Annotated in this window: 19 protein-coding genes; 16 read left to right on the top strand and 3 right to left on the bottom strand. The window is 38.4% G+C overall.

All coding sequences use genetic code 11. The annotated features are described in order from the left end of the window. Window positions 1-2: 2 nt before the first annotated feature. The 9 genes from M1P97_RS01485 (at window position 3) to M1P97_RS01445 (ending at window position 8,020) form a co-directional block, all read left to right on the top strand. Window positions 3-977, top strand: a complete 975-nt coding sequence (locus M1P97_RS01485; protein WP_249388195.1) for a glycosyltransferase family 8 protein — start codon at window positions 3-5, stop codon at window positions 975-977. An 87-nt stretch (window positions 978-1,064) separates the two neighbouring features. Next, window positions 1,065-1,589 carry a glycosyltransferase family 2 protein gene (locus M1P97_RS01480; protein WP_249388194.1) on the top strand — a complete coding sequence of 175 codons (525 nt, stop codon included), beginning with the start codon at window positions 1,065-1,067 and terminating at the stop codon, window positions 1,587-1,589. Between the two features lie 388 nt (window positions 1,590-1,977). Further along, on the top strand, window positions 1,978-3,171 hold the full coding sequence (locus M1P97_RS01475; RefSeq protein ID WP_249388193.1) for an EpsG family protein: 1,194 nt from the start codon (window positions 1,978-1,980) through the stop codon (window positions 3,169-3,171). Between the two features lie 31 nt (window positions 3,172-3,202). Beyond that, window positions 3,203-4,090, top strand: coding sequence for a hypothetical protein (locus tag M1P97_RS01470; protein WP_249388192.1), 888 nt, complete (start codon window positions 3,203-3,205; stop codon window positions 4,088-4,090). Beyond that, window positions 4,083-5,339 (top strand): TolB-like translocation protein, encoded by a 1,257-nt coding sequence (locus M1P97_RS01465; RefSeq protein WP_249388191.1) that lies wholly within the window; start codon window positions 4,083-4,085, stop codon window positions 5,337-5,339. Before M1P97_RS01470 ends, M1P97_RS01465 begins: the two co-directional genes overlap by 8 nt. Window positions 5,340-5,361: 22 nt before the next feature. After that, window positions 5,362-6,138, top strand: a complete 777-nt coding sequence (locus tag M1P97_RS01460; protein ID WP_249388190.1) for a glycosyltransferase family 2 protein — start codon at window positions 5,362-5,364, stop codon at window positions 6,136-6,138. A gap of 42 nt (window positions 6,139-6,180) precedes the next feature. After that, window positions 6,181-7,173, top strand: coding sequence for an NAD-dependent epimerase/dehydratase family protein (locus M1P97_RS01455; protein WP_249388189.1), 993 nt, complete (start codon window positions 6,181-6,183; stop codon window positions 7,171-7,173). 275 nt (window positions 7,174-7,448) lie between these two features. Next, on the top strand, window positions 7,449-7,706 hold the full coding sequence (locus M1P97_RS01450) for a hypothetical protein (RefSeq protein WP_249388188.1): 258 nt from the start codon (window positions 7,449-7,451) through the stop codon (window positions 7,704-7,706). Beyond that, complete coding sequence (locus M1P97_RS01445) at window positions 7,706-8,020, top strand: type II toxin-antitoxin system RelE/ParE family toxin (RefSeq protein WP_262923211.1); 315 nt, start codon at window positions 7,706-7,708, stop codon at window positions 8,018-8,020. The genes M1P97_RS01450 and M1P97_RS01445 overlap by 1 nt, the downstream gene beginning before the upstream one ends. 201 nt (window positions 8,021-8,221) lie before the next feature. On the opposite strand, the gene M1P97_RS01440 is transcribed toward M1P97_RS01445, so the two are convergent. After that, the gene (locus tag M1P97_RS01440; RefSeq protein ID WP_249388186.1) at window positions 8,222-8,536 is read right to left on the bottom strand and encodes a hypothetical protein; all 315 of its coding nucleotides are present in this window, start codon (window positions 8,534-8,536) and stop codon (window positions 8,222-8,224) included. An 87-nt stretch (window positions 8,537-8,623) separates the two neighbouring features. Between M1P97_RS01440 and M1P97_RS01435 the strand changes: the two genes are divergently transcribed. Further along, window positions 8,624-8,815: a hypothetical protein gene (locus tag M1P97_RS01435; protein ID WP_195375475.1), complete on the top strand. Its 192-nt coding sequence runs from the start codon at window positions 8,624-8,626 to the stop codon at window positions 8,813-8,815. Between the two features lie 15 nt (window positions 8,816-8,830). Next, complete coding sequence (locus M1P97_RS01430; protein ID WP_195375476.1) at window positions 8,831-9,148, top strand: hypothetical protein; 318 nt, start codon at window positions 8,831-8,833, stop codon at window positions 9,146-9,148. Between the two features lies 1 nt (window position 9,149). On the opposite strand, the gene M1P97_RS01425 is transcribed toward M1P97_RS01430, so the two are convergent. Next, complete coding sequence (locus tag M1P97_RS01425) at window positions 9,150-9,599, bottom strand: glucosaminidase domain-containing protein (protein ID WP_195375477.1); 450 nt, start codon at window positions 9,597-9,599, stop codon at window positions 9,150-9,152. Window positions 9,600-9,612: 13 nt separating this feature from the next. Next, complete coding sequence (locus M1P97_RS01420) at window positions 9,613-10,065, bottom strand: HU family DNA-binding protein (RefSeq protein ID WP_195375478.1); 453 nt, start codon at window positions 10,063-10,065, stop codon at window positions 9,613-9,615. A 245-nt stretch (window positions 10,066-10,310) separates the two neighbouring features. On the opposite strand from M1P97_RS01420, the gene M1P97_RS01415 reads away from it, so the two are divergent. From M1P97_RS01415 to M1P97_RS01395, 5 genes are all read left to right on the top strand, one after another. Next, window positions 10,311-10,532 carry a DUF4248 domain-containing protein gene (locus M1P97_RS01415; protein WP_195375479.1) on the top strand — a complete coding sequence of 74 codons (222 nt, stop codon included), beginning with the start codon at window positions 10,311-10,313 and terminating at the stop codon, window positions 10,530-10,532. A 315-nt stretch (window positions 10,533-10,847) separates the two neighbouring features. Beyond that, on the top strand, window positions 10,848-11,204 hold the full coding sequence (locus M1P97_RS01410; RefSeq protein ID WP_195375480.1) for a hypothetical protein: 357 nt from the start codon (window positions 10,848-10,850) through the stop codon (window positions 11,202-11,204). 331 nt (window positions 11,205-11,535) lie between these two features. Next, on the top strand, window positions 11,536-12,036 hold the full coding sequence (locus tag M1P97_RS01405) for an RIO2 family protein (protein ID WP_249388185.1): 501 nt from the start codon (window positions 11,536-11,538) through the stop codon (window positions 12,034-12,036). 8 nt (window positions 12,037-12,044) lie between these two features. After that, entirely contained in the window at window positions 12,045-13,397 is a 1,353-nt protein-coding gene (locus tag M1P97_RS01400) for a replicative DNA helicase (protein WP_249388184.1), read from the top strand. Continuing rightward, window positions 13,394-14,881: a DNA primase gene (locus tag M1P97_RS01395; protein WP_249388183.1), complete on the top strand. Its 1,488-nt coding sequence runs from the start codon at window positions 13,394-13,396 to the stop codon at window positions 14,879-14,881. The genes M1P97_RS01400 and M1P97_RS01395 overlap by 4 nt, the downstream gene beginning before the upstream one ends. The last annotated feature ends 25 nt before the right edge of the window (window positions 14,882-14,906 follow it).

Genomic DNA, 14,906 nt, shown 5'->3' with positions numbered 1-14,906 from the left:
CCATGAGCGACACTATTCACATCCTGTTGACAATAACCGACTCTTATGCGGCTTATTGTGCTGTCACGTTAGTTTCTCTATTTGAAAATAACAAAGATAATCGTTTTTGTGTACATATTATTTGTCCTGATTTAAAAAAAGAAAATAAAGATAAATTAGCTCATTTGTTTGCTCATTATGATCATGAGATGTCCTTAGTTCATTTTGATTTGGAAAAGTTCCAAGAAATAGAAAAAGTCAAAAATCGAATTTCAGGAAAATATCATATATCTGTTTTTTATCGTCTTCTTATGGCAGAGTGGTTACCTGAATATTTGGATAGGATTATTTATTTGGATTCAGATTTAATTGTGATTGATAACTTAAGATCTTTATGGGAAGAAAAGATGGATGACGAAATAGCATTATGTGCAATACCTGATTTTGTACGTATAAAAGATTATCATCGTTTAGAAATAAACCACCTGAAACATTTTTATTTTAATTCAGGAGTTTTACTGATAAACCTTAATTATTGGAGACTAAACTCAGTTGGGGAGCGTTGCATAAATTATATTTGTTCTTTTGCGGAAAAGATTTTATACCCTGATCAAGACACTTTAAATGTTGTATTACAAGGTAAAGTAAAATATATTCATCAGAAATACAATACCATGAGTTTTTATTTTGCCAAAGAAAAGTATTTAAGCGTTCGAGTTTGGTATAATGATATGAAGTCCATCCGAGAAGCCATAAAAGCTCCAGTAGTAATCCATTTTGCTGGTGATAAACCATGGTTTAAAGGTGATTACTTACCTTATCGTGATGAATGGATGAGATATTTATCTATGACTGAATGGAAAGATATGAAAATGCGATATAATGGAGGATATATAGGACGATGCAAGTCTTTCCTCAGGAAGCTCGCCTATTCATTTCTGGGGAAAATAGGAAATACATTATACCTAAGATATCCAGTTTCACCCTATAACAAATAATATATTATTAAAGAATTTGATTACTATGACTCAGATTTACATATATTCACAACATGATGTTCTGTACATTTGAATAAAATACTACATATGCAACCTAAAGTTACCGTTTGTGTTCCTATATATAATACAGCGAAATACATAGGACAATGTGCTCGCTCTCTTTTTTCCCAAACACTGGAAGAGATGGAATATTTGTTTATTAACGATTGTACGCTTGATGACAGTATAGAGATTTTAGAAAATGTTTTAGAGGAGTTTCCACAGCGCAAACAACAAGTCCGTATTATAAATAATAAATATAATCAAGGACATTTCAAAGTATTCAAAACGCTGTTTTCAAACGCTTCAGGTGAATACGTCATATCTTGTGATTCAGATGATTGGGTAGAAACAACTATGTATAAAAAGTTGTATAATGAGGCTAAAGCAAAAAACGCAGATATGGTTTTATGCAATTATTGGACAGAGTGGGAAAATAGGAGTGAAAAAAAAATCTTAACTTTGAAGGTACGAAGGAAGAACGCATTAGAGCTTGCCTTCAAGGTAAATATGGTTTTTATTCTTGGGTTACACTTGTCAAAAGGGATATTTATAAAAAAATTGAATTTGTAGATTGCGGATACATTGAAGATACAATACGATTTTGTCAGGTGCTTATCTATTCTCAAAAATATGCATATGTATCTGAACCGCTTTACCATTACCGCAGACAGGGGCAGGGAATCACCTCTATTGCTAAAGTTGAATTAATCAAAAAGTTGGATTATGTCTGTAACAATTGGATTAGTAACTTTATTCATAAAGAGTATGGCAATAAATATGATCATGATTTACTAATACGAAAATTAAAAGCTAAATCCGTATGGTTTTATCAATCTGTCCCAACTGAATTTTACGAGTGGTGGCCAGAATCAAATAAGCCAACCCTGTTAAAAGAACTTCATTTACCGATGAGCAAAAAAGTCATACTTAGATTAGCAATGTACAAACAAAGACGTATTTGCAATCTGATAATCAAGCTATACCGATTATTACAAAAATAAGCAAGAGAGTGCAGTACAGTTACTTATATACATTACCTTATATAATAATATTGCTCATCTTGTATTACTTGTACAGGAGAGAGCAAAACCATAAAAGATTTGCGAAGCAAGGAGCCTTCTTCTTACTTTTGTTCTTCATCGGGTTACGTGGGTTCGTTGCTTCTGATTACGCATCTTATTATCCCTTCTTTGAAGAGCTTCCTACTCTTTCCAAACTGGAGTTCAACAGTTTGTATTCTGAAGGTTTTGAATTCGGTTTTATCTTTTACTCCTCCATTATTAAAACAATTTATCCTGATTTCTTTTTTTGGGTATTTATTAATACCCTAGTTGATTTGTCTGTCTTTTATTGGTTATTTCAAAGATTTAGTTTCTCGGTTGTACTTTCTTTTATTATATTCTTTGCCATCCAAGGACTTGGGATAGAATTTAATTTATATCGTAATACGAAAGCCATGGCTTTATTTCTACTCTCTATTCCTTATTTAAAGGAACGTAAATTCTTGCCTTATATTCTTTTAAATTTAGGTGGATGCCTTTTTCATCTGACATCTTTTTTATATTTACCTATGTATTTTATCCTAACAAAAAAAATTCCCAAAATACTGATATGGAGTGGTTTTTTTGTTGTTAATATTATGTTTTTTCTTCATATCAGTATGACGGATTGGCTAGTAGAGCTTATTGCGCCTCTACTTGGAATAGAAAGAATGGCGGACAAAGTTGTAAATTATTTGTCTAATGCTGAAAATTATAATTTTTCGATTGGATATATAGAACGTACACTCGCTTTTATACTTTTTGTGTGTTTAAACAAACAGCTATATGTACAGTGTGAATACAACCGTATCTTTAGCAACTGTTTTGTACTCTATTATCTCTCTTTTTACATGTTTACTGATGTAATGGTTTTAGCTGAACGAGTATCCGTACTGTTTATATTTTCATATTGGATACTTTATCCAAACACATTGCAATTGATAAAAAGACCATTAAACAGACAATTATTCCTAACATATATAATCTTACTATGTGTGATGAAAACATTCACTGCCCATTCAAATATTATGTCGATGTATGACAATCTACTTTGGGGCATACGTTCTTTTGAAGAAAGGATGGAAATATTTCAAACATATATGACTGATTGAAATCTATTATTTTAATATAAACTTTCATATAATGCATTTATTAAAAATATTCATAGACGCTTTAATAGGGAACATGTATAAAATTAAAGTATTATTCCTTCTGCTATTTAATATCAGAGCTAAACAATCTGATTTTATCGCAGAAAATGTCATTGTATCGTTAACCAGCTATGGAGATAGAGTTTTTAAGTGTGCGATATACTCGGTATTCTCTATTTTATCTCAGTCTGTATCCCCTGAGAAAGTGATCCTATGGCTAGACAAAACAAAGTGGAATCAAGAGAATATACCATTTTTACTAAAAAGAATGTGTACATGGGATAGATTTGAAATTAAATTCTGCGAAGATATGCGTTCTTTTACAAAGTTAGTACCTGCATTAATTGAGTATCCTGATAAAATTATAATAACAATAGATGATGACATTTATTATTCACATCATTTAATTGAGAAACTTTATCAACGTCATAGAGAATTCCCGGAGAAAATATGTGCATTAAGCTGTTGTATTCCTGAATTTGAAACCAATGGTAATATTTGTACATACTCGCATTGGAAAGAGTATCGCCGAGTTAATAATAGGCAACAGTTAAACGAAAATTTATTAATGCCACAAGGTTTCGGTGGCGTACTCTACCCTCCTTCAGCCTTTGATAAAGATATATTAGACAAAGAGGTATTTATGAAGATATGTCCAATGGCTGATGACATTTGGTTTTATGTTATGTCGATAAAAAATAAGACATTACGGACTTGGGTGCCTAATTCGGGGATAAAATCTTATAATGTAGACTTATTCCGCCAAATTATCACTAGAGATCGATTACACGACAAAAATGTTGGAGAAAAAAAGAATGATATACAACTGCAAGATACCCTTGATTATTATGGACTAAAATTAACTATTCGTGATGAATAAATTAGAATATTTTATATACAATATTGTACGAAAAAATCCTGCAATAAAACAATTTATTAGAAACTTATATCAAGGAGTATTTGACTTGATACCTCGAAAAAATGATTATTTCTTGCAAAAGTATCAATTTAAGGAAGGCTTCTTTTTCGGTTTTCATGACATTTCTCCTTTTTCAAAAGATGACACAAAGCTTTTGGCAAATCATTCTTCTTTTGATTTGAAAATGCCAAAACCCAATGAAGGTTTGGATGTAGGATATTTTGATCTAAGAAAAATAGAAATAGGTGATTTCCATAAGAAGGGAGTGTCTTATGCTTGGAATTACCATAAAGGGTGTCGATTACAATGGATAAATAATCATAGTTTTATTTTTAATACAGCGATTGATGATAAATTAGTATCAAAGATTATAAATATAGATACTCTTCAGGAACATATAGTGGACTATCCTATAGATGCAGTGTACTCCGATAGTATGCTAGCTACCTCTTTTAGTTATGAGCGCTTAGAAAGATGTATGCCGGGGTATGGATATCCGTATAAGGATAATGGTTTTATTTCTGAAGCCGCTCCTGAGAAAACAGGGTTGTTCATAATAGATTTGGCTAATAACACAAGCCGCTTATTGATCCCCCTATCTAATTTGGCAAATACAGTGGAACAAAAATTTAAGAATGGCTACCTGCATTTTATAACCCATTCCGAGTTTTGTCCGAGTGGTCGATATATATCTTTTTTACATCGCTGGATTAGCGAGAGTGATAATTATATGAAACGTTGGACTCGGATTATGGTTTATGATTTGGAAATAAATGGTCTTATTATCTTACCTACTCAAAATTCAGGTTCTCACTATGTGTGGAATCATAAAAATCAATTAATAGCATCGTGCATTATAGATGGTCAAAGTTGTCATGTATTGTTTGATATGAAAGATGTTGATCACTATAAAATAATTGCAGGAAACAAGCTAAACTCTGATGGGCATCAATCTTTTGTATCGGATACAGTTTTTGTAACAGATACCTATCCTGATAAATATCGAATGGCGAAAATTTATAAGGTAGATATTGAGACATCGGATGTGAAGTTGCTGGCTGATGTATATTCCCCTAAAAAGTTTCAAACAAAGGATTTTAAGTGCCATATAGCTTGTGATCTTCATCCTCGTATATCATCATCGGGAAAGTATATAAGCTTTGACTCCTCTCGATCGGGTAAAAGAGCCTTGTATGTTATGAGACTATAATTAAAATGCAAATAAAAGACTTATGCAAAATCACGGTTTAGTTTCCATCATAACCCCTTCCTATAACTCATCCAAGTTCATCGCTCAAACCATCGAATCCATACTTTCCCAAACATATACGAACTGGGAATTGTTGATTACAGATGATTGTTCGGTTGATAATACACGAGAGATTGTAGATAGTTATCAACGAAAGGATACTCGGATTAATTTTTTTCAATTGAAGGAAAACTCTGGTCCCGGTGTCGCTCGTAATCATTCCATAGAAATGGCAAAAGGGCGATTTATCGCCTTCTGTGACAGTGATGATCGGTGGTATCCGGAAAAATTGGAGAAACAACTTGCTTTTATGCAAGAAAAGAATTGTGCATTATCTTATACTTCCTATATGGTCTGCGATGAGAGTAATGTAATTACAAGTATTGTTGTTTCCCTTTCCAATATTACCTATGCGGCTCTGAAAAGAGACAATGGGATAGGTTGTTCTACTGCAATTTTTGATGTATATAAGGTTGGGAAAATGTATTTTCCAGATATAAGGAAACGTCAGGATTGGGGACTTTGGCTTAATATTTTGAAAAAAATAAAAGTGGCTTATGGCATGAAAGAACCATTAGCTGTTTATAGAATACAAGAAACATCATTATCCTCTAACAAATTGTCGCTTATCAGATATAATATTGCTGTCTATAGGCAAGTTTTGAAGTACCCGTTACTTCTAGCTTATATGTCTTTTTGGATAATCAATATGCCTTGCTATTTTATGAAAAAAATGCGATTGTATATTCTTAATTTGTAAGAAACGAATATAATACTCATCAAATAATCTTATTGTTGATCTATGAAAATAACAATAATAGGAGCTTCCGGCTTTGTCGGCACTCGTCTTATCAATCTATTAAAAGATTGTACTTCTTTTGATATTACAAACATTGATAAACAGCTAAGTCATTTCCATCAGGAAATAACAACAATAGCAAATGTATTAGATAAAGACCAGCTAACAGAGCTCTTAGTTGGAACAGATTTAGTTGTTTTGCTTGCCGCCGAGCACCGTGACGACGTCTCCCCTACTTCGCTTTATTACGATGTCAATGTCGGAGGTATGCGGAATACATTGGAAGCGATGGAAGCTAATGGTATCAAGCGCATTGTTTTTACCAGTTCGGTAGCCGTCTATGGTTTAAATAAACAAAAACCGAATGAAAATCATCCCGCCGATCCGTTCAACCATTACGGTAAAAGTAAATGGCAGGCGGAACAAGTATTACAGGAATGGTATAAAGCACATCCGGACTGGAATATAAATATCCTGCGTCCTACAGTCATATTCGGAGAACGGAACAGAGGGAATGTTTATAACTTGCTACGGCAAATATCCGGAGGTAAGTTCCTGATGGTTGGAAAAGGGAATAATAAAAAATCAATGGCCTATGTAGGAAATATTGTCGCTTTTATCAAGTTTCTGATAGAAAACAAAACGGAAGGATATAACGTATATAACTATATTGACAAGCCTGATTTCACGATGAATGAATTAATCGATCATGTGAGCAAAGTTTTAAAGAGACATATACCGGCAACTCATTTCCCGCTTTGGCTGGGAATGATTGGAGGGTATTGCTTTGATGCACTGGCTTTCCTGACCCGAAAGAAATTGACCGTAAGTTCTGTGCGGGTAAAAAAGTTCTGTGCCACGACACAGTTTGATGCAACCAAAGTACAGGAGTCCGGATTTAAAGCACCTTATACCTTGGGAGAAGGACTGGCCCGGACATTGGAGTTTGAATTTGTACATGATGCATCGGAAGGGATTACCTTTAAAAGCGAATGATGGATAGGGATTGGTAAAGTCTGTAAGGATTTAGAAGGAGTGGATAATAATAAGGTCGGTGATAAGGTCATAGATGATTCTAAATTTGAGTGAACGCTTTAAGCAAAGCCAGATAAAAGCTGCTTTAGTCTCAGGCTAATTTAATATATCCCCAACTTGGGGGTGAATGGTCAAAGTGGTAAAGGGGATAGAAAATTCAGGACATTTTAGAGGTTTTCTTTTGGTTTTTAGTTATTTATCCGTTTCTTTGTTTTGAATTTACAAAACATATAATTATGAAAACAACAGAGATTCAATTAGAAAGAATGGAGATTGAAAACAGCCTCAGACGTTTGAATTCTATCAAGAGTTTGAAAAAAGTTCGACAGTATTTACAAAAGTTACTTCATCAGGAGATATTGGAGGAAAAGAAATGTCCGGGATGTTGCTCAGTAGAGGAACTTGATGGAATTTTGGATAAAGCAGAAGCAGCTTTTGAACGTGGGGAATATGTGACGAATGAAGAAGCTATGAAAATTATAAAGTCCTGGTAATGTATGTGATACATTGGGAGAAAGAAGCCTTAACTGTCATGAAAAAAATATTTGATTGGTATCTTGAAGAAATGGAAACTAAAGCTGCTGATAAATTTAAGAATAGCATTATAAAGGCTGTAAATACCTTAGAGGTATGCCCTACAATCGGTAAAATAGAGCCAATGTTAGCTCATCATGATAAATGTTATCGTTCATTTGCAGAACATTCTAATCATAAAATAATTTATTTCATAGAGAATGATATTGTCCATATAGTTTATATATGGGATAACAGGCAATCATTGTTAAAAATGAATATGCTAGTGAAATAAGTAAAAGGATGTAGCAACAGTCCTGAGTGAACCTTTTGCTACATCCCTTTTAAACCCTCAAATTTCCGTTTCTTCATCCCCCCACCCCTCTTCCGGGAAATACTGGTCGATGATAACGAAAAACAGATGGTATTTACATAAAGATAGCATATCCGGTCGCTTTGTTGTGGAGGAGCATGCGTTGGTAATTTTCTTTCCGACTCATACAGCAAACAGTTTATACAAACAACCGATACCTCCGACCGCCATCAGGCAATAACCGGCCATGTTTATGGGTTCGATACGCGGTTTTGTTCCCCGGTCGCCCTGGTGCAAAGCGAGAGTATCGCTCCGATCGCTGTCAGGGTCACTTCCGTTTGCTGCATCAGGAGAGACAATAGGGTGATCGCCATCAGGAAGAGGACGAGGGTATGGATCAGGACAGGGACAGTCGCCGGCTGCCGGTTTTCGCTTGCGGGGAAAGATGATCCGGGCAAGACTGGTGAGGAAACTGAGAATTGTTTCGAGTACATTCATGATTGATTGAAAATTAATGATTAAAAAATGATCATGATAAAAGGTATTTTATATCTTTGCTAAATAATTTGCAAAAACATATGCCTTATGAAAAAATTTAAAGAATACATCTTTGAGAATGACACTTCTTCGGTAAAAGAACCGGAAGAGATGTATGTACAGAGTTCTTCTTTGGAAAAATATCCGGTCATGTCGATGAAAGAAGCATTAAAAACCGGAATACCTCTGGAAGAATCAAAACGGTTGATTTTTGAAAGAATAAAGAGAGACTTTCATTAAAAATCATATTTTATTATGAAAGTACTTATTGACCAAACCGTTCATTTAACATTAAATGAATTCTATGAAACCGCATTGTACATCCATCCTTCTTTGGATAAAGAAACGATTGTCAGGAAAATGGAACGACTCTTTTCCTGTCTTGATCAGTTGGGACGATATGCAACCATTTATAATAAGGCCCGTCTTCATCCTCTATGGATACAAAATAATTTTCGGGAGTGTATTATAGAAGATATTCATTTTGCATTTCAGATATATACCGACGATGAAACAGGGGAACCTTATGTTTATGTGCATGATGCTTGTCATAGTGCGTTGTATCATGAATGAATTAGTCTTTAATTAACTTCCCGATCGACCGGCAAATCGAAACCAGCATTCGCCGATACGCTTCGCGGTTGTCGCCGTTTACTTCGCTGATGTATTTACTGTAACTGATTTTGAGGGCGAAGGCTGACGGATTGTTGCTGACATCAGCGGCGGCGGTGTAGGCATGACGGATCAGACGGGCATAGTCCATGAAAGAGTGTAACGGGTCGGGATACGTACGGAAAGAGAGGGAGTTCGCGCTTAACTGCGTACCGGTACCGGGCCACCAGACGTTCTTTTTACCGTAGGCGGTGATACCGAAAAAGTTATGATACAACAGACAAAGATCGCTTTGTCCCCAACCTGTTTCAATGGCAGCTTGTGCAAGGATCACTACCGGATTGATCCGGAAAGCTTCCCCGGCCTTTTGAGCCAGGGGAAGATACCGGGTGATAAATTCTTGTTTCGTCATAATCAGAGAAGGATTATTCGATTACCGGTCTGTCGTCTTCTCCACCTTCGCCTTCTTTCTCTTCCGGATCGGAGAACGGGTCGAGACGGTCGTAACTAGCCTCGGAAATCAGTTGACGTAACATGGCACCGGGGGTAAAGACGATACGGGCTTTCTTGAACAACATCGGATCGAAATTTTTCAGGGTGGCGGAACCTTTACTGCCGGCTACCATACGGAAATTGCCGAACTCGCCCATCTGGATCACATTGCCGCTCTCGAGCAGCATACACAAGACATAGATCAGACCGTCGATAACCAGTTCCACTTCGCCGGGTTTGGCAGTGCAGTAACCGGATACCAGTTTACACAGTTTTTTGAAATTGGTCTTTTCCAACGAACGGATCTGACCGTAATACAATTGATCGCCTTTGGCGGCTCCTTTGCTCATGTCCTTTTTGAGGACGATGCGATACTTTAACGGCATAGCTTTTTTAATTAATAATGAATAATTAATAGTGAATAATTCGTTATGGATTCGGGAGAGGTTAACCGCTGTTATTCTCTTGAATACATTACAAAGATATGATGTGGATATGGGGTGAATGAACCGGATGGAACCCGGTAGGAATATATGGGTATTTTTTATTGAATTTATTTGATAACAGGGTTATTATATTGGGATTATTCCGTATATTTACAATACAATAACAACATTAAAATCAAAGCATTATGAAAGATTCCTTTCAACAAAAAACGTACAGATGGCAGGAACTGGCAGTTCTTTATGCTCCCGACCTGACTCCTCATTCCGCTTCAAAAAGACTTACACAGTGGGTTGTTATAAACAAAGAATTGCATGAACGTATGATCCGTTCGGGATGGGCAAAAGGATGCCGAATACTTTCACCGTTACAAGTGGGAATAATTGTCGATTTCCTGGGAGAGCCCTAATCGATTTTCGTCTAAAAAACAATTGTATTTGTAATCGGAAACAACTGTTTTTCAAATCAAATACAATTGTTTTTATTACTGAAAACGATTATCTGCAAACACTAAAATAAACATCGCATGAAAAGGAGATTGAGTATATAACAGAGAATGCCTGTTTTGCAGCGTAAATATTAAATTTGCCATGCACAACTCAATCAAACAATATAAAAAAAAATTGCCGGGATCATAGGAAGAGACCTGGCTTTTGAGAAACTGGTCGAATATATAGAGAGCCAGGAAGAAAGCGAAGAACTGATCATTTATTTAGCCCTGCTGTTGGGAAGTAAATGCGTAACCGGTCATAAATCGTGGGACAATTTAAGAACTTGTTTCTTTGAGAAGTATAAAAATTCGATCCTGCACTGGTGTGGTTATGACACGGTCAATCCACAGACCGGACGTTTTGCGGTAGTAGACGAGAATTTATTGCTTTGTCTGTTCGCCTTGTTGAAACAGTTCGGTTTACTGGGAAAATGTTCTTACAAACAACTGGCTAAAATATTATATGCCACGTTCAATTTTACAAATACAATAAATACCATTTGTACAAAACTGAAAACAGTCTATCAGGAACACATTTATCAGGCTGTCATTCAGAACTTTATCAAAGAACTAAAGAAGTTGAAAAAGTAATAATTTTCGAAACACTTATTTCTATAACCAGCTGTAAAACAACATTCTAAGCAAATAAAAACAGGCTATTTCAGTAATACGGGAAAGGCAGAGGCAATATACCTTTGTATCAGCAATGTGAAATGCGCTCTTTGATTCCTTTAAAAGCTGAAAAAAACGCCGAAGGCCTTATATAATCTTAATAAAAATATTCTATATATATTAAAGAGAAAAATAAAGCCATCACCGAAGTCTAATATGAGACATATCAAAACAACTGGCAATCAACTCATTAAAGGATGAAAAACGTAATCATGCGCTAATATAAAGTATTAACTAAAAAATTAGTATCATGGAATGTTACAAAAACACTGAAAATGAGGAGATTGCATTAGACTATCTAGGGAAATTCTTCATCAAGATCCCCAGAAGCATGATGGATCGCTTAGACAGCGTCCGGTTGGTCGAACGCCAGATGGCCCGATTACATCTATACCTGTTCGGGCTTTGTTATCACACTGACGGGTATGTGATGTTAAACAATCGCAAAGTCAGTTGCCGAAGAGGGGAATATGTCGGTACCCAACTTCAGTTGGCTAACATTACAGGAATCCGTCCCGGATCATTGAGCCGGTTGATCGATAAGCTGGTGAGACTGCAATTGATATCTGTCGCTCATATACCGGGAGGGAGCCGTATACAGGTGAAGGGGTATGATGTTTTCACCCGGATACCCGAGAGTAAGGAGACACCCAGGAATGCACCGGCAACGAATGCAGCCGCTCAAATGGCCGAAGCTGAAAAAAAGATGGGCGGACGAAGTATGCAGAATCCGACTAACCAACCTGATTAACAATGCTTATGGAAACAATAGAATCTGTACGCCAGGTAGAAGAAGCAGTGATCTGTGCACTCCTTTCTTCCGAATCTGCCATCTGGCAGGTTGCCCCGGTATTGAAACCGGAGATGTTCAGCGACCCCTTGTTGTCTTTCATTTACACGGCCATCCGGACACTGAACGACCGGGGAGAAAAGGCAGACCTGGTCACCACCGATATAGAAATGCGCTGCCTGAACGAAAAGCGCTGGAAAGAGATGAACGGGATCGCAGCGATCCATACGCTCATGATGCAGATCCGTCATACAGGCAACCTGAAACAGTATGTCGAAGAGGTGAAGCGGCAGTATATGCTTCGTTTGCTGGCAACCTTGTTCACGACCTTGCAGACAAAGGCTCACAGCTTCGATTCATCCTACATGGCTCTGATCGAAGAGGCGGAATCGTCGTTACTGGAACTGAGGGAGGACGGGATTGCAGGCAGACAGATCACCCGGATCGGTAAAACGGCGAACGATGTACTGGAAATGCATCGCGAACGACTGGCAAGCGGCATAGACACGATGCGCATCCTGACGGGTATCGAAGAGTTCGACTATGTGACCGGAGGACTTTACAGAGGCGAACTGACAGTCGGGGCCGGACGTCCCGGCGATGGAAAAACGGCTGTCGCCATGCAGATCGCCATGAATGCCGCCCTGGCGGGAAAGCATGTCTGCTTCTTCAGTCTCGAGATGACGGCTTTGCAAACGATGAACCGTCTGTTTGCCGGTTACGGAGGCGTGGATGCCAACCATTTGCGTATCGACGGAGCCAATCCGGCCGATCTGGCGAAAATGGGGAAAATGGCGGATGAGTTCCAGAACCTTCCGTTGTATTTCGACCATACCTCGGCAAACAGTGTGGAAAACATACGTGCCCAGGTAATGCTCCAGAAACGTAAGAAACAATGCGACCTGGCGGTGGTAGACTATCTTCACCTGATGAAAATGGAGAATCACGGGAAAGATACCTTAGACCAGATGATAGGTCGTAATATACAGGGCCTGAAACAACTGGCACTGGATGCCGATATCCCTATACTCGTCCTTTCGCAAATGAACCGCAACAGCGTGAACCGGGCCGACAGGGCACACATCCCCGATTTGCATGACCTGCGGGATTCGGGCGTGATCGAACAGGTAGCCGATTGTGTCTATTTCGTTTATATCCCCGAGCATAATGGGATTACAACGGACGAAATCACCGGAGAGAGCCTGCACCTGGTAGGAAAACTGTATATAAGAAAAACGCTTAACGGATCAACCGGGATTGCCCGTTACCGCTACAACGAAAGTTACACCCGTATCACAAACTATACACGCAGACGGTCATGACAAAAAAAGAGATAGAAGAATTGAAATCGTCGCTCCGTATAGAAGAGGTGATCGGTAAATCTGTAAAGCTGGAACGGAAAGGGGCTAACTATATCGGACTTTGTCCGTTCCACAACGACCACCATCCTTCACTCATGGTGAATCCCAAGAAGCAGACTTTCCATTGCTTTGCCTGCGGAGAACATGGGGATGCGATCGGATTCATAGAAAAGATGGAGCATTGCGGGTTTATGGAAGCGGTGGGAAAGCTTGATATAAAAGGGAAGGTAACACAGCCCCTACCCCCTCTCAAGAGGGAAAAAGTTACTCCTGACACTATAAACTCATGTCACCTTCCAACCAAAAACAACAGGTTATTTCTTCAGAACTTACTTCCCTATGCATGCGGCAATTCGGAATTAACGCCTGCCTATCTGGATTTTGAAGTCGGACAATCGCCGGTAAACGTTCCGAAGGAATGGTATATCATACGCAACCGTATCGTTTTCCCGATCCGGGATGAAGCCGGGGAACTAGTTGCCTTCGCTGCCCGCCGGTTGGTGGATGGGAATCGGGATGAACCGAAATATATCAATAGTTCGACAGCTGACGGATACAAAAAGGGGGAAAACCTTTATGCCCTTTACCGGGCAAAGAAAGGGATTGAAGAGCAAGGATTTGTTTACCTGGTAGAGGGTTACAAAGATGCAATTGCCATGCATGCAGCCGGCTTTACCAATACGGTAGCCCTGTGTGGAACGGCGTTGACTGCCGGACAGCTTATCTTGCTGCAAAAGTATACGACGCGGATCTGTCTATTACTCGACGGGGACATGCCGGGGCGGAAGGCTGCCCGCAAAATATCCTTATCGCTCGATCCGGCTTCGATGGAAGTGCAAACGATTTCGCTTTCGGAAGGTGAAGATCCTGATTCCTTATTCCGCAGACTCGGCAAGGAGGCGTTTGCTTCGCTGATACACAGATACCGGTCGAAACCTCACCTGTCGGAAGAGTTGTTGCTGACAGCCTGCCTGCTGTTTGCGGATACTTATTATCTGTTTAAAGGTTTGCTTTGTCTTTTTGCCGAGTTATTGAACAGCATCCTGGAAACGGACAACTTGCTTTTGGAAAATAAAGAAAACCGGATGATACTGGCCCATCTGGCCGAAGGACATTTGGAATCGGACCTTTCACCTGCATTAAAAGCGATAGCCGATGAGCTGCATACGGAATATGATTCATTGATTTACAATGAAAAAGAACAGTTCGAGTCTATTTACCCGGAGGCAACGAACATTATGGATATGTACCTGACCCGGTTATTCTTTTTATATGCGGAAAACCGTATCCTCCGGGATATACAAGAACAGGTCCGCCTGTTATTGGAAACTGCCCCTGAAAAGAAAAAGAAACGCCTCGCCATCCTTGTCCATATCGCTGAACGCCGCGAACAGTTACGCCACGTGTCGGAGAATCTGGATAGGCCGGGAGCCGTTTGGGGCTAATATTATCAGAGTTAAATGTTGCAAT

It is taken from the genome of Parabacteroides leei (assembly GCF_023369805.1).
Classification (GTDB): Bacteria; Bacteroidota; Bacteroidia; order Bacteroidales; family Tannerellaceae; genus Parabacteroides; species Parabacteroides leei.
This window is presented reverse-complemented; position numbering and strand designations above follow the sequence as displayed.

Bases quoted from the DNA above. Each gene is read 5' to 3' on its own strand.
- M1P97_RS01485 (WP_249388195.1), top strand. From the start codon at position 3: ATGAGCGACACTATTCACATCCTGTTGACAATAACCGACTCTTATGCG.
- M1P97_RS01480 (WP_249388194.1), top strand. From the start codon at position 1,065: ATGCAACCTAAAGTTACCGTTTGTGTTCCTATATATAATACAGCGAAA.
- M1P97_RS01470 (WP_249388192.1), top strand. From the start codon at position 3,203: ATGCATTTATTAAAAATATTCATAGACGCTTTAATAGGGAACATGTAT.
- M1P97_RS01465 (WP_249388191.1), top strand. From the start codon at position 4,083: ATGAATAAATTAGAATATTTTATATACAATATTGTACGAAAAAATCCT.
- M1P97_RS01460 (WP_249388190.1), top strand. From the start codon at position 5,362: ATGCAAAATCACGGTTTAGTTTCCATCATAACCCCTTCCTATAACTCA.
- M1P97_RS01455 (WP_249388189.1), top strand. From the start codon at position 6,181: ATGAAAATAACAATAATAGGAGCTTCCGGCTTTGTCGGCACTCGTCTT.
- M1P97_RS01450 (WP_249388188.1), top strand. From the start codon at position 7,449: ATGAAAACAACAGAGATTCAATTAGAAAGAATGGAGATTGAAAACAGC.
- M1P97_RS01445 (WP_262923211.1), top strand. From the start codon at position 7,706: ATGTATGTGATACATTGGGAGAAAGAAGCCTTAACTGTCATGAAAAAA.
- M1P97_RS01440 (WP_249388186.1), bottom strand. From the start codon at position 8,536: ATGAATGTACTCGAAACAATTCTCAGTTTCCTCACCAGTCTTGCCCGG.
- M1P97_RS01435 (WP_195375475.1), top strand. From the start codon at position 8,624: ATGAAAAAATTTAAAGAATACATCTTTGAGAATGACACTTCTTCGGTA.
- M1P97_RS01430 (WP_195375476.1), top strand. From the start codon at position 8,831: ATGAAAGTACTTATTGACCAAACCGTTCATTTAACATTAAATGAATTC.
- M1P97_RS01425 (WP_195375477.1), bottom strand. From the start codon at position 9,599: ATGACGAAACAAGAATTTATCACCCGGTATCTTCCCCTGGCTCAAAAG.
- M1P97_RS01420 (WP_195375478.1), bottom strand. From the start codon at position 10,065: ATGCCGTTAAAGTATCGCATCGTCCTCAAAAAGGACATGAGCAAAGGA.
- M1P97_RS01415 (WP_195375479.1), top strand. From the start codon at position 10,311: ATGAAAGATTCCTTTCAACAAAAAACGTACAGATGGCAGGAACTGGCA.
- M1P97_RS01405 (WP_249388185.1), top strand. From the start codon at position 11,536: ATGGAATGTTACAAAAACACTGAAAATGAGGAGATTGCATTAGACTAT.
- M1P97_RS01400 (WP_249388184.1), top strand. From the start codon at position 12,045: ATGGAAACAATAGAATCTGTACGCCAGGTAGAAGAAGCAGTGATCTGT.
- M1P97_RS01395 (WP_249388183.1), top strand. From the start codon at position 13,394: ATGACAAAAAAAGAGATAGAAGAATTGAAATCGTCGCTCCGTATAGAA.